This is a genomic window from Pseudomonas sp. SIMBA_068 (assembly GCF_046534705.1).
GTDB classification, from domain to species: Bacteria; Pseudomonadota; Gammaproteobacteria; order Pseudomonadales; family Pseudomonadaceae; genus Aquipseudomonas; species Aquipseudomonas putida.
Genome location: NZ_JAWRYI010000010.1, coordinates 1 through 14,139, shown reverse-complemented (window position 1 = coordinate 14,139; position 14,139 = coordinate 1). Strand labels below are relative to the sequence as shown.

The following is a 14,139-nucleotide window of genomic DNA, read 5'->3' as shown; positions in this document are numbered from 1 at the left end:
CCCCGCTTGAGGGTGTGTATATGAATATCAAGCGCAAATACAGGGCCACTGGTGACAGTGGCCCTTTTTTTTCGTCGGCAAAAAAGTGTACCGCTTGTAGAGCAGCTTTCCGTGGCGATGTTTATTCAGTGCTTTTTGCATCGCACTGCATGTAATTCCACAGCATTTTGCCGTTGTCGAGTGTCACGATTACCAGCATCTGCCGCCTGGTTTCGTAGGCGCCAATGAACGCCAGTCTGCAGGTATCATTGGTGTAAGCGACCTGCCATATCTCAAATGGTCCGATTAACGTGTCCAGCGCTACTTTTACATAGCGTTCCTGGGCGTCCTGTCTCTTCTCGACGATGTGGTGGATACAGCTGCGCAGAATCCGGATGTCGCCCATTGGGCTGCTGATGCTTACTTCCTCAGTTTTTTCGCTGTCGAAGCCCAGCTGCTGCGCAGCAACCTCGATTGCAGCGTCATGCGAATCAGCAGGCGCTAGTTCTTCGATAGCCTGGGTGCGTAGATCGCGCGCAAGTGTTCTGAGGTCGGGTAGTTGTTCGTCCAGCCAGGACATCTGGCCTTTGTTCTCGGCAATTGTTGCGGCTGGGTTTTTGGGGCTCAATGAGATACCTGACGGGGAACAGTCGCTGATGCGGCGGCGGGCCAGGTGAGCCTATGGCGAAGTGTTCCCCCGAACAATCAGACGGAGGGTGACGCGTTTTGTAGGTCGTTTCCTGAATGTCGGTAGAGCAGGCTGATCATTGCAGCCTGCTCAAAGCTTATCCAATGCGCTTCAACTTATTGGCTGTGACTCAATCCCATCCAGCAGTGCCTCAACCAATCCTTCTGCCATTTCGATTGCATTCAGGTTGCTCCAGAATAGGCTTTTGCCGGTGTCATCCAGATGCTCCAAGGCTTTGTAGCCGCAGTCGTAGGCGCCGCGCAGGTACTGGGCGACATGCACCAGGGCATCGTGGGCGGAGACGCCCGGGTTTACTGTGAACAATGGGGGATGGCCGGCATCGCAGCGGCTGAAAGGGCGTTGTGTGGTTTCGGGAAGGGGGGGATCGGGGACGATTCTTTTCATTGGAGTGACCTCACAGGGTTGACCTGCAACCATCCGTTTCCACACGAAGGGTGGCAGCTGTACGCGGGGTGGAAAACCGGTCGGAGGCAACCCGGTAGGCCATACGGCCTCCCGCGCACAGCTGCCATTGAAGACAGCACCTCAGATCAGACGGGTTTCCACACCCGATCGCTGAACCGACAGCGACCCGGTCAGCCTAGAGAGCAGGCCTTCCCCGGACAATCAGACGGGCGTCGACACGATGTGTAGGATAAATCCTCGGGGGCGGCGTTAACGTAGGAAATGGTTGGCTGGAAAGTAGGACCTTGCTGAGAATCGGACGATTCTGTGATGGTTTTTTTGGGTGCGCGTAATGGCGGCGAGTGATCGTCAGGAGGTTGCAGGATGGCCTCCAGGTGCCAGGCGATAGGTTTTTGGCGCCTGTGAGATCGAGCGCCGCCCGCGCGGCGCTTCGCAGCACAAGGCTGCTCCTACATCTGTTTCGGGCCAGTGACGCCTGCACCAGCGCGCGCGAACGCCTTGTTTGTTCGACACGTTATTGAGGTGAGCACCAAGAGGGCCGCGCGCCTAGGGCTCAGGAATAATTGGCCCGAAATAGATGTAGGAGCAGCCTTGTGCTGCGAAGCGCCGCGCGGGCGGCGCTCGATCTCACAGGCACCACAACCCTCAAGGCGTACGACAAAAACCCTCAATCCGCATCCGAATCAAACAACCTTTCCAGCTCCACCCGCGCCTCCTTGGCCGTCTGCATCACCTTGGCCCGGTCATCGCGTACCTGCCCCTGGGCCACCAGCACTTCTTCGTCATGCTGGGTAAACCGGGTAATCCGGTCCGCCGCCTGTTCATCGCTCAAGCCCAACCCCACCAGCGCCCGGCGGGTCATCTCCAGGCTGGAGTAGAACGTCTCGCGAATCGGCTCGGCGCCTGCATCCACCAACTTGTGCACATGCTGGCGGTTACGTGCCCGGGCCAGCACCTTCAGGTGTGGGTACAGGCGTTTTACTCGTTCGGCGGTATGAATAGCGGCTTCAGGGTCATCAATGGTGATGATGAAATACTCCGCTTCACCCACCTTGGCGGCATGCAGCACCTCCGGGCGCAACGGGTCGCCGTAGAACACCGGCACCTGTTCGAACATACGGGTCATCTCGATGGCATCCACCGAGGTTTCCAGCGCTATGAACGGGATCTTCTGCGCCCGCAGGATACGCGCGACGATCTGGCCCATGCGGCCCATGCCGACGATCACCACCCGCGGTGTATCCGTCTGGATCTGCTTGTACTGCTCGGGCACTTCACGCGCCGGTTGCGGGCGTTTGAGGGCGCGGGCGCAACCCAGCATCAGCAGCGGGGTGATGGCCATCGACAGGGTAATGGTCATCAGCAGCAGGTCGTAGGTCTGAGTGTCGAACAGGCCTTGGTCCTTGCCCAGCTTGAACACCACGAAGGCGAACTCGCCACCGGCCGCCAGCACCATGCCCAGGCGCAGGGCGCTGGCGCTGTTCAGGCCACCGACCACGCGCCCGACGCCTATCAGCAGCACCAGCTTTACCGCGACCAGCAGCAGGGTCAGGCCCAGCACCACCAGCGGCATTTCCAGCAGCAGGCGCAGGTTGGCGCCCATGCCCACGCTGATGAAGAACAGCCCCAGCAACAGGCCCTTGAACGGCTCGATCTGTGATTCCAGCTCGTGGCGGTATTCCGAGTCGGCCAGCAGCAGGCCGGCGAGGAAGGCGCCCAAGGCCATGGAAATGCCGGCCTCTTCCATCAGCCAGGCCGTGCCGATTACCACCAGCAGTGCGGTGGCAGTAGACACCTCCGGCAGGCCGGTGCGAGCCACGGTGCGGAACACCGGGCGCAACAGGTAGCGGCCGCCGATGATCACCACGGCGATGCTGCCGAATACCTTCAGGCCGTGTTGCAGGCTGTCGCCGTGGCTGGTGTCCGGGCCACTGGCGGCCAGTAGCGGTACCAAGGCAATCAGCGGGATCGCAGCGATGTCCTGGAACAGCAGGATGGCGAACGCCAGGCGGCCGTGCGGGGCGTTGAGCTGCTTGCTCTCGGCCAGGCTTTGCAGGCCAAGGGCGGTGGACGACAGCGCCAGGCCCAAGCCGAGCACGATGGCTGCCGGCAGTGTCTGGCTGAAGCCGAACAGGGCGATGGCACCGATCAGCGCGCCGGTCAGTAGCACCTGGGCGGTACCGACACCGAACACCGACTTGCGCATCAGCCACAGGCGCTTGGGCGACAGTTCCAGGCCAATGATGAACAGCAGCAGGACCACGCCCAGCTCGGAAATGTGCGCCACGCTTTCGGTGTCGCGGATCAGGCCAAGCGCCTGCGGGCCGATGGCCACACCGGCCAGCAGATAGCCGAGCACAGCCCCCAGTTGCAGGCGCTTGGCCAAGGGGACGGCGACGACCGCGGCGAGCAGAAAGATCACCGCGGTTTGCAGAAGGCTGCCTTCGTGTGGCATTGGCGCTTACTCCATGAGCTGCCGGGGCAGCGTTTGAACAGTTTGGCCGACGATTCTGGGGAATGTGGGCGTGGTAGACAATCTGCTTTATGGGAGAAAGATTGTCCCATTACAGGTGACAGTCTGTGGCGGCCTCTTTGCGGGCACGCCCGCTCCCACAGGCTCAGCTAAGCCCCTAAGGCCTGTGTTATCTCTGTGGGAGCGGGCATGCCCGCGAAGAAGGCGGTGCAGATCTAACTATTCATCGCCACCAAACTGCGCCCGATACTGCGCCGGCGTCATGCCAATACGCTCACAGAACACCTTGCGCAAATGCCGGTCGCTGCCAAACCCACACTGCGCCGCCACCACCTTCAACGGCAGGTCACTACCTTCCAACAGCTTGCGCGCCCGGTCGATCCGGGCATTCTGCAGGTACTGAAGCGGCGTTATTCCCACCTCGCGCTGGAACGTGCGGGCGAAATTTCGGCTGCTCATGGCCACCAGTTCGGCCATGTTCTGCACGGTGAGCGCCTGCTCGATATGGTCGACGATGTGCGCCTGTACCCGGGCAATGGGCGAATCATCACGCGGTACCGCTGCCAGCAACGGCCCGTATGGCGTTTGCCCGCCCTGGCGATGGCGGGCGACCAACAGCACCTTGGCCACTTCCAGGGCCAATGCCTTACCGTGGTCCTCGGCCACCACCGCCAGCGCCAGGTCGATCCCTGCGGTGATTCCGCCCGAGGTGATCAAGCAGCGGTCGATCACGTAGATCTGCTCGGTCTCGACCTTGGCCTCGGGGAACGCCCGTGCCAGGCGCTCCACGTAGTTCCAGTGGGTGGTGCAGCGGTAGCCGTCCAGCAGCCCGGCCCGGCCCAGCAGGAATACCCCAGTGCAAATGGCACCAAAGCGCCTGGCACTGCGCACCGCCTGTGGCAACCAGCGCTCCAGCGCTGGTACGGCGGTGTCATACGCCCCCGGGCCGCCGGGTACCAGCAACAGGTCGACGGCTTCTGGCAGGTCTTCCAGGCGCAGGTCTGCCACCACTTTCAGCCCGCATGAGCCGCGCACCGCTGCCTGCCCTTCGGCCAGGGTGAGCAGCCGGTATTGCCGCTCTGCCGGCAAAAACCGGTTGGCGATGGCGAATGCATCCATCGGGCCGATGACGTCCAGCAACAGGACGTCGTTGAACAGCACCATGGCCACGGTGCGGTGAGCGTTTACCTGCATGCTTCTTCGTTCGGTAGCTGAGTACAGCCTGCATCTTACGGTATACCGCTGCGCACAATTAAGAACAATTCAGCTTTGGCTCAGGACTTTGTCATGTGCCGGGGGCGAGACTTTCTGCATTCAAGAGGAGAGTCGCCATGCACCACGGCACGCCCCAAGAGCCGCTGCAAACCACCGGCGCACTGACGCCCGCACGCTTGCGCCAGGCCAAGGAACTGATGCTGCGCAGCTCGCTGTCGATCATCGAGATCGCTGGCGTGTGCAACCTCACCCGCAGCCATTTCTCCCGTGCCTTCAAGGTCAACACTGGCCTCTCGCCCCAGGCCTGGCGCCTGTTGGCGCGCATGGAAAAGGCCAAGCGCCTGCTTGCCACAGAGGTCCCGATCACCCATGTGAGCCTGGAGTGCGGCTTTTGCGACCAGGCCCATTTCACCCGCGCGTTCAGCCGCCTGGTTGGCCAGCCGCCCAAGGCCTGGCGCCAGGCGCAGGCCATTCCTTAAGCCGAAGCTATCCACCGGTATAAGCCCTTGCGGACAGTGCCGGCCCGTATTCCCAACCCAAGGAGTCACCCCATGAGCCAACCCGATTACAAGCGCTTGAACAAAGACGACGCCGTGGTCCTGCTAGTGGATCACCAGACCGGCCTGATCTCTCTGGTGCAGGACTTCTCGCCCAACGAGTTCAAGAACAACGTGCTGGCCTTGGGGGACCTGGCCAAGTTCTTCGGCCTGCCGACCATTCTCACCACCAGCTTCGAGCAAGGCCCGAACGGCCCGCTGGTACCCGAGCTGAAAGAGATGTTCCCGGACGCGCCGTACATTGCCCGCCCAGGCCAGATCAACGCTTGGGACAACGAAGACTTCGTCAAGGCGATCAAGGCCACCGGCCGCAAGCAGCTGATCATCGCCGGCGTGGTGACCGATGTGTGCGTGGCTTTCCCGACCTTGTCGGCACTGGCTGAAGGCTTTGAAGTGTTTGTGGTGACCGATGCCTCGGGTACCTTCAACGAAACCGTGCAACAGGCGGCATGGGCGCGCATGACCCAGGCGGGCGCGCAGATGATGAACTGGTTCTCGGTGGCCTGTGAGCTGCACCGCGACTGGCGTAATGACATCGAAGGGTTGGGTAACCTGCTGTCGCAGCGCATTCCTAACTACCGCAACCTGATGAACAGCTATTCGGCATTGACCTCGCGCTGATTTAGAGCGGGGCCGCTGTGCGGCCCAATCGCCGGCAAGCCAGCTCCCTCAGGTACAGCGCCAGGGTTGAATACTGTGGAGTCCCCTGTGGGAGCTGGCTTGCCGGCGATTGGCCGGTACAGGCTAAGCAGGATTCACAGGCAGAGTGAAGCGAATCCGACATCCACCCAACTCAGACAACAGCGCCTGCAACTGCCCGCCATGGGCCTGCACCACCGAACTGCAGATCGCCAGCCCCATCCCCATGCCACCACTCTTGGTGGTGTAGAACGCCCCGAATACCTGCTCCCGTTCCTCGGGTGCAATCCCTGGCCCGTTGTCGTCCACACAGAGCTCCACCTCATCCCCGGCCACCGTCGACGCAATCCGCAGCACGCCATCGCTGCGATACCCCGCCAGCGCTTCCAGGCCATTGGTGATCAGGTTGAACACCAACTGCTGCAACTGCACCGGGTCGGCCGTCACGGTCACCCCCGCGTGCAGGCATGTCTGCACGTCAACCGTGGCCTTGGCGGCATCGGCCGAAGTCAAGCGCACCACCTCGCGGATCAGCTCGTCCAGCTTCACCGCCTGGAGTTGCATCGGCGACTGCTTGGCCAGCGAGCGCAATGCACGCACGATGTTGGCGGCACGTTCGCTGTCGTTGCGGATGTCTTCCAGGCCGGCGATTGCCTCTTCCAGGTCGGGCTTGGCGCGCTTGAGCCAGCGCAGGCTGGCGGCGGCGTTGGAGGTGATGCCCAGCAGCGGCTGGCTGATCTCGTGGGCGATGGACGCCGACAGCTCGTTCATCGCCTGCAGGTGCGCACTGCGCGCCAGTTCCGCCCGTGAGCGGCGCAGTTCGGCTTCCATCTGCGCTCGGCTCTGGTTGTCTTCGGCCAGGCGCGTATAGAACTTGGCGGTCTGCAGCGAGACCGCTGCCTGCGAGGCGAGGATTTCCAGCATGGCCAGGCGCTGGCTGCCGAACAAGTTGGGTACCATGCGGTTCTCCAGGTACACCAAGCCGATCAGCACGCCCTGGATCACCAGCGGCAGGCACAATACCGAACGTGCGTTGCGCGCCTGCAGCTCCTGGCGGAAAGCCTCGGGGCAATCGCTCTGGGCATCATTGAGGACCAGCGGCTTGCGCGTGCGCATGGTGGTGTTGATGATCGACAGCGGTGCCTGGGTCATGAACTTCTGGCAGTTGTCCATGCTGACGTGCAGGCCGGCATCGTCGATATAGGCGAGGGCGGCCATCTGGAATTCGGCGCCGCTGACGATCAACAGCGCGCCGTGGTCGGCACCGGAATGCTGGGTCAGGTGGCCCATCAGGGTCTCGATCAGGCCTTCGAGCAGCACTTCCTCGGACAACGCGCGCGCGGCTTCGATACCGGCTTCCAGGTCGAGCTTGGCCTGGTGGGTGGCGCGGTAGGTCTCCTGGATGGGCTGGGTGCGCAGAAACGGGTGCAAGGCCTCCAGCTGATGGACCTTGCCCGTCGCACCCCAGATATGGAAGCAGTCGCGGGCGATGCGCAGGTGCAGGTTGGCGCCGGAAATCAAACCGCTGGGGATGCACACCTCGGCCAGCTGTTCATGGGCCAGGGCCTGCTCGTGGATGAAGCCCGCTGCGGTGGCGGCGATCTGCGCCTGGTCGAAGCAACGGATGGCGGCCAGGCCGTCACCTTCAAGCTTGGCGATGACGCCTTCGATCAGCAGCAGCTTGTTGCGGAAGGTCGCCGGGTTGAAGCCGGCCCAGCGACTGAAACGCTCACGCAAGCCTCGCAGCTCGCTCAGCTTGTCGGCCAGGCTGGCGGGGGCCTCCGGGCTGCCCAGGGCCAGGCCGTGGAACAGGTGGTAGTCGGCGAGGTTGATATGCGCAGGCGCCGCCCAGGCATTGTCACCGGCCTTGGCCAGGTGGCGCATGGCGTGTGGGATGTTGCCCAGGTAGAAGGCCGACATGCCTGTGAACAGGTGCCGGAAAAACAGCGTGGTCGCTGAGTTGACCGGCGTGGTCGAGGCCACGCAGGCTGCGCCGCTCAGGTTGGCGACGAACGCTTGCTGGGCCTGCAGGATCTGTTCTATATCGCTGTAGCCGCAACGGCGAACGGTGGCCAGGCCCTGTTTCACTTCCTCAGCGACGTCCGGCAGATAGCGGCCCATGAACAGCGAGTCGGAGACCAGATGGTTGCGGGCATAGCAGCCCATCGCCAGGTCGCCGCTCAGGCGTGCCGAGTCGACCGCTTCCAGTGCGGTGCGGCGGGCGAACTCCATCGGCGAAGTCCAGGCGCTGACCTGGTCCAGGGCCAGCAACGCGCTGGTCAGATCGCCCTCGAAGCCGTGCCGCTCGATCAGCTTCAGCGCGGCCAGGCAATAGGCATGGCCGTCGTGGTAGGCACCGAAACGCTCGGCGATCATCACCCCGAACCAGGCCAGGCCGTAAGTGCTGCCTGGGGCAACGCCATGCAGCAGCGACAACTCCATGAGCTTGGCCAGGTGCAGGAAGCCGAGGTCGTCCTGGACAAAGAACGATGACGACAGCGTGGCCAGCAGGCCGATCGCCACCGCCACTTGCTCCGAGTCGGCACGCGGCAGCGACTCCAGGCAGTGGCGGCCCTTTTGTTCGATCATGGCCAGCACACGGGCATGGCTGGTTTCTACCAGTTGCCGGTCGACGCCGCGTGCCAGGCGGATACCCAGCAGTTCCAGGCCTGATAAGGCGCTGTCGATGGCTGCCTGATAGTCGCTCTGCAAGGTGAACAGGCGGGCCTGCAACTGGCACAGCCGGGCCCGATCCAGCGCCGAACGTGCGCGCTGTCGGCACTCGCTGAGCTGGGCCTCGGCCGCAGCCATGCGCGACAGTTGCATGTCGCACTCCGCCGCCATGCAGGCGATGGCAAAGCCGTGCGTGGCGCGGCTTTCCAGGGTGCTGCCGTGGTGCAGCAGCTGCTCGGCCGTGTGCAGGTAACCCGCAGCCTGTGCAAAGGCGCCGCTGTCGCGCGCGCGCAATGCCGCTTCACGTAAAAGCTGCAGGAACACTTCGCAGTCATCCGCTGAAAACCCGCGTGGGCTGGCGCGTTGCAGCTGGTGGGCAGCCTCGAAAAGCACCTCGTGCAAGTGCTCTGGCCAGGTTTGCAGCATGGCCTGGGCAATGCATGCATGCAGCGATTCGCGCTCGCGCACGGGCGTGAGCTGATAAGCCGCTTCCATCACCCGGTCGTGGGCAAAGCCCAGGCCGTTCTGGCTCGGCAGCAGGAAGCCTGCGCCAATCAAGGCCTGCAACGGTTCGCCCGGCGCTTGTGCAAGGACCCGGCGGAGCAAGCGTTCATCGCATCGGTTGCCTGCTGCGCTGACGATGCGCAGTACGTCGCGCTGGGGCGCGGGCAGGCGCACCAGGCGGTGGACCATCAGGTCGGCGACATTGTCGGAATAGCGGTGCCGGGCCACGGCCTGCAGGCACCACGACCAGCGCATGGCCTGGGTATCGAAGGTGAACAACTGGTCCTCGACCATCGCCCTGAGGATCTGGTTGATGAAAAACGGGTTGCCGGCGGTCTTGTCGTGCACCAGTTCGGCCAGTTGCAAGGTCTGGTCGGGGGCGACGTGGTAGCGTTCGCCGATCAGCTCGGCCACCGCGCCAACGGCCAGCGGGCGCAGGTTGAGGGTGGTGCTGCGCACGCCTGCGGGCATGGCGGGTTGTGCACTGCTAGCTTGTGCGTCAGTGCGCCGGGCAAAGATCAGCAACAGGTTAGCGGGCGCCTGTGCCAGCAGCTGTGCCAGCAGCTGCTGCGTGGCGTCGTCGGCCCACTGCATGTCATCGAGAAACAGCACCAGTGGCTGACCAGGGCGGCTGAACACCTGCAGGAACTCTACGATCGCCTGTAATTCCTTCTGCAGCGCGAGGCGCGTGGGTTTTGCTGGCAGCGCGGGCAGTGGGCCGAGTATCAATTGCAGGTCTGGCGCCAGCTTGCCCAGCAGCCGACCGTGGCCTTTGATGCGGCGCAAGATCTCGCCGCGCAGGGTGTCGAGGTCCTGGCTGTTCTTCGCCAGCAGCTGGTTGGTCAGCGCGCCGAGGATCTCCACCCAAGGCGCATAGGGCACGGCCTGGGCCAGGCTATTGCACTTGCCGATGGCCCAGTAGCCGTGGGCGTTGCTCTTCAGCGCGGCCTCGACCAGGCTCGACTTGCCCATGCCGGCGGCACCGTTGACGAACAGCGCTTGTGGCGTGCTGTGGCGGCGCAGGCCCTTGAGCATCAGGGCAATGGCTTGTTGTTCCGCACTGCGGCCATACAGGCGTGTGCGGTTGGGCGCGACCGGGTCGGCGCAGCCTGGGGTGAACGCTGCCATGGTCTTGCTGCTGGCCCATTGCCGCTGGCAGTAGGCAAGGTCTACTGCCAAGGCGCGAGCGCTCTGGTATCGCGCGTCCGGTTCTTTGGCCAGGGCCTTGGCCAGGATCCGGCTCAGAGGCTGCGGCACGTTGCTGTCCACTTCGCAGGCTGCCCTTGGCTGCACGCCTGCATGCAGTTGGCGCCAGTGTTGGGTGTCGCGCCCCGCCAGCGGCAGTTCGCCCAGCAACAGCTGGTAAAGGATAGCGCCCAGGGCATAGATGTCGCTACGCCGGTCGCTGCTGCTGCCATGGGGGCAAACCTGCTCCGGCGCCAGGTAGGACCAGTTGCCGAGCGGGGTGCCCTGTTCGCCGATCAGTTGCGCCGGGCCTGCGCGAAAGCAGCCCAGGCGCACCCGCTGAGGGCCTTGCAGGCACACATGTTCGGGTTGCAATGCGCCATGCAGCACATTGCGTTCGTGGGCCCGGGCCAGGGACCTTGCGGCGTTCACCGCGATGTCGAGAAACGGCTCCAGGGCCGCCGGGCCTTCGCTCAGCAGGTCGGCAATGGAGTGGCCGGCCGGGTACACCAGCAGCGGGCCCTCGGCCGAGCGCACGAACGCCGAGGGGATTACCGCCCACTGAGGGTCCAGCTGTAGTTGGTAGTCACGCTCCAGGCGCTGGCAGGCTGCGGGTGCGTCGAGCGGAGCGCGCGCAGCGATCCACGACTGGCCGGTGACGGCGTCGCTCAGCCGGAAGTAGCTGAGCTCGCCCTCCTGGCCCAGCGGTGTGACAGCGCACCGGTTCAGCCAGCCCTCGTCAATCGACTGGTCAAAATCGATGGGCCTGTGAGCGAGGCGTTCATCGAGCATCTGGAACCCCCTGGCAGCGACATCCTGACGCGCGAGTATACGCAGCGAGCCCAGTACGGATGAGGGTTGCAGCCCGCTTGGCAGGAACGGGCACGCTATTGTCCGTTATCGTACCCTGAGGGCCGACCGGCACTTGTATAGTGCTTGGGCCAACCTATCCCTCGGGATAATTGTCTCAATGTGTGCGTCGGCCTAGGCTGCCCGGGGCGGCGCAAACGCCCGTGCCCGTGCGAGGAAGCCATGATCCGAATAGGCAATGCCCAGGTGTCGCTGGAGCGGCGCGAAGCGTTTCTCGACGGTAAGCCGATCGTGTTGGGCGGGCGCGCATTCGAGGTGCTGGCCACGCTGATCAAGGCCAAGGGCCGGGTGGTCGGCAAGGACGAGCTGTTCAGCCAGGTGTGGGCCGGCACCGTGGTCGAGGACAACAACCTGCAGGTGCAGGTGTCTCTGCTGCGTAAAGCCTTTGGCGACCGTGGGCTGATCCAGACTGTGCCGCGGCGGGGTTACCGCCTGGCCGCCGAGATCAGCTTCGATGTCCCTTGCCAGGCGCAGGTCCAGTCGCCGCTGTGTGCTGCGGCCGACAGCCTTGAGGCGTTGGATCACAGCGCTCATGTGCCGGTGCTGGTTGTGGACGACGACCCGTCGGTGCGTACGGCGCTGGGCCGCCTGCTGCGCTCACAGGATATCCCGCATCATCTGTTTGCCAGTGCCGAGGCGCTGTTCGACGCCCGCCTGGAAACCCCCTATGCCTGCCTCCTGTTGGACATGCACCTGTCCGATACCAACGGGCTTGAGGTGCAAGATGCACTGCGCCGGCTGGCACTGCCCTGGCCAATCGTGTTCATGACGGGCTTCGGCACAATCCCGATGACGGTGCAGGCCATGCGAGCCGGTGCTGTGGAGTTCCTGACCAAGCCTTTTGACGAAGACCAGCTGCTGACGCTGCTACAGGCCGTGCGGCACAGGGCCGTGGCTGATGGGCGTAAATGGCGCCACGCGCGGCAGGTCGAGGAAAAGTACCAGCGCCTGACCCCGCGTGAGCGCGAGGTTTTCTCGCTGGTGGTCGATGGCTTGTCGCACAAGCAGATCGCCAGGCAGATCGGCACCAGTGAAGTGACAACCAAGGTGCACAAGAAAAACATCATGAACAAGATGCAGTCCCGCTCGCTGGTCGAACTGGTGGCCATGCACACCATTATCGGGGCGCGGCCTGAGGGCCTGGGCGGCGCATGAACAGATGGGTGTGCATCGTCGACGACGATGCTTCGGTGCGCAAAAGCCTGGCTAACCTGTTGCGTTCGGCCGGGTTCGAGACCTTTTCGTTTGCTGCGGGCGCTGTGTTCCTGGGCTCGGAGCTGGCGCGGCAGGCGGGTTGTGTGTTGCTCGACCTGAAGATGCCTGGCATGGGTGGGCTGGACGTGCAGCGTGAACTGGCGCGGCGGGAGTGGCGTTTGCCGGTGATCTGCATGTCGGCGCATTGGGATGATGGCGCGGTGCATTCGGCGATGAGCCTCGGGGCGCTGGCCTGCCTGGGCAAGCCTTTCTCTGAAGAGGCGTTGCTGAAGGTGGTTGAAGAGGCATTGGCGGGTAGTCAGTGATGTGCCACCAGTCCCTTTTACGAGCGGCCTTGCGAGGGCGCCGGACCGGTCGGATGGGCCGCAGAGCGGCCCCGGCAATCTAGTTATTTCCCGGCCGGTACTGCAGGGCCTCGGCCAGATGTGGCCGGCCGATCGCCTCACAGCCCTCCAGGTCCGCCAGTGTCCGCGCCACTTTCAATAACCGGTGCGCTGCCCGCAACGACAAGGTCAACCGTTCGCAGGCCCCTTCCAGCCACGCCTGGTCCGCCGCCGTCAATCCGCAATGGAGGCGCAACCCTTCGAGGTCGAGAAACGCATTCACGCACCCTTGGCGGCGCTGCTGGACCTCCCGCGCCTGTGCCACCCTGGCTGCCACGTTGGCACTGGCTTCACCACAGGGCTGGTTGTTGAGCGTGGTGCTTTCGCGGGCGACGGTCAGGTGCAGGTCGATGCGGTCCAGCAGCGGCCCGGACAGCTTGTTGCGGTAACGCGCGATCTGCTCGGTGCTGCAACGGCAGCGGCCAGTAGGGTCGCCCAGGTAGCCGCAAGGGCATGGGTTCATCGCCGCCACCAGCTGAAAGCGTGCCGGAAAGCGCACCTTGTCGCGGGCGCGGGCAATCACGATCTCGCCCGATTCCAGCGGCTCGCGCAGTACCTCCAGCACGCGCCGCTCGAACTCTGGCAGCTCATCGAGAAACAGCACGCCATGGTGGGCGAGGGTGATTTCGCCCGGTTGCGGACGGCTGCTGCCACCGACCAGTGCCGGGCCGGATGCGGAGTGGTGGGGGTGGCGAAAGGGTCGCTGCGGCCAGCTGCTCAGCGGTGTATGCCCGCTGACCGACTGGATGGCCGCCACCTCAAGCGCCTCGTGCTCGTCCAACGGTGGCAGCAACCCTGGCAGGCGGCTGGCGAGCAAGGTCTTGCCGGTGCCGGGTGGCCCGGTGAATAGCAGGTTGTGCGCCCCAGCCGCCGCCAGCATCAATGCGCGTTTGGCCGCCAGCTGGCCTTGCACCTCGCTCAGGTCAGGGTAGGGACGTGGATGCAGGACCAAACCGTTGGCCGCGTAAGGCGCCAGCGGCACTTGGCCGTTCAGGTGGGCGACCAGCTCCAGCAGGTGCCCCACCGCATACACCACCAGCCCGCCGGCCAGGCTGGCTTCCTCGGCATTCTCCCGTGGAACCACCAGCGAGCGGCCCGCCTCGCGTGCCGCCAAGGCCGCCGGCAGCACGCCTTGCACTGCCCGCAATTTGCCCGACAACGCCAGTTCGCCCAGGCACTCGACCTCTGCAAGGCTGGCCGCTGGCACTTGGCCGTCGGCGGCCAGGATGCCCAGGGCAATGGCCAGGTCGTAGCGCCCGCCCACCGGTGAGTGTGCATGGTATGGACATTCGCTGTAGCCCTTATATTTCGGGCCTTCCAGAACCTCACTCT

At 64.0% G+C, this 14,139-nt stretch carries 10 protein-coding genes; 4 read left to right on the top strand and 6 right to left on the bottom strand.

Features of this window, described 5'->3' with window-relative positions:
* Nucleotides 1–121 precede the first annotated feature (121 nt).
* The 4 genes from SB756_RS21330 to SB756_RS21315 form a co-directional block, all read right to left on the bottom strand.
* Entirely contained in the window at nucleotides 122–607 is a 486-nt protein-coding gene (locus SB756_RS21330; RefSeq protein ID WP_410911784.1) for a PBECR2 nuclease fold domain-containing protein, read from the bottom strand.
* A 171-nt stretch (nucleotides 608–778) separates the two neighbouring features.
* Nucleotides 779–1,072 carry a hypothetical protein gene (locus SB756_RS21325; protein ID WP_341797101.1) on the bottom strand — a complete coding sequence of 98 codons (294 nt, stop codon included), beginning with the start codon at nucleotides 1,070–1,072 and terminating at the stop codon, nucleotides 779–781.
* A gap of 688 nt (nucleotides 1,073–1,760) precedes the next feature.
* A complete protein-coding gene (locus SB756_RS21320; protein WP_341797100.1) occupies nucleotides 1,761–3,548 on the bottom strand; it encodes a monovalent cation:proton antiporter-2 (CPA2) family protein in 1,788 nt (595 codons plus the stop codon).
* Between the two features lie 237 nt (nucleotides 3,549–3,785).
* Nucleotides 3,786–4,760: a GlxA family transcriptional regulator gene (locus SB756_RS21315; protein WP_341797099.1), complete on the bottom strand. Its 975-nt coding sequence runs from the start codon at nucleotides 4,758–4,760 to the stop codon at nucleotides 3,786–3,788.
* 137 nt (nucleotides 4,761–4,897) lie between these two features.
* Here SB756_RS21315 and SB756_RS21310 point away from each other — a divergent pair, with 137 nt between their 5' ends.
* On the top strand, nucleotides 4,898–5,260 hold the full coding sequence (locus SB756_RS21310; protein ID WP_086978482.1) for a helix-turn-helix domain-containing protein: 363 nt from the start codon (nucleotides 4,898–4,900) through the stop codon (nucleotides 5,258–5,260).
* Nucleotides 5,261–5,332: 72 nt separating this feature from the next.
* Entirely contained in the window at nucleotides 5,333–5,959 is a 627-nt protein-coding gene (ycaC, locus tag SB756_RS21305; RefSeq protein ID WP_341797098.1) for an isochorismate family cysteine hydrolase YcaC, read from the top strand.
* A 123-nt stretch (nucleotides 5,960–6,082) separates the two neighbouring features.
* Here ycaC and SB756_RS21300 read toward each other — a convergent pair whose 3' ends face one another.
* Nucleotides 6,083–11,131: an AAA family ATPase gene (locus SB756_RS21300; protein ID WP_410911781.1), complete on the bottom strand. Its 5,049-nt coding sequence runs from the start codon at nucleotides 11,129–11,131 to the stop codon at nucleotides 6,083–6,085.
* Between the two features lie 240 nt (nucleotides 11,132–11,371).
* Here SB756_RS21300 and SB756_RS21295 point away from each other — a divergent pair, with 240 nt between their 5' ends.
* The gene (locus SB756_RS21295) at nucleotides 11,372–12,364 is read left to right on the top strand and encodes a response regulator (RefSeq protein ID WP_341797096.1); all 993 of its coding nucleotides are present in this window, start codon (nucleotides 11,372–11,374) and stop codon (nucleotides 12,362–12,364) included.
* A complete protein-coding gene (locus tag SB756_RS21290) occupies nucleotides 12,361–12,729 on the top strand; it encodes a response regulator transcription factor (protein ID WP_341797095.1) in 369 nt (122 codons plus the stop codon). The genes SB756_RS21295 and SB756_RS21290 overlap by 4 nt, the downstream gene beginning before the upstream one ends.
* Nucleotides 12,730–12,808: 79 nt before the next feature.
* Here SB756_RS21290 and SB756_RS21285 read toward each other — a convergent pair.
* Nucleotides 12,809–14,139: YifB family Mg chelatase-like AAA ATPase (locus SB756_RS21285; protein ID WP_410911779.1), on the bottom strand; the 1,331-nt coding region annotated here is incomplete at its 5' end.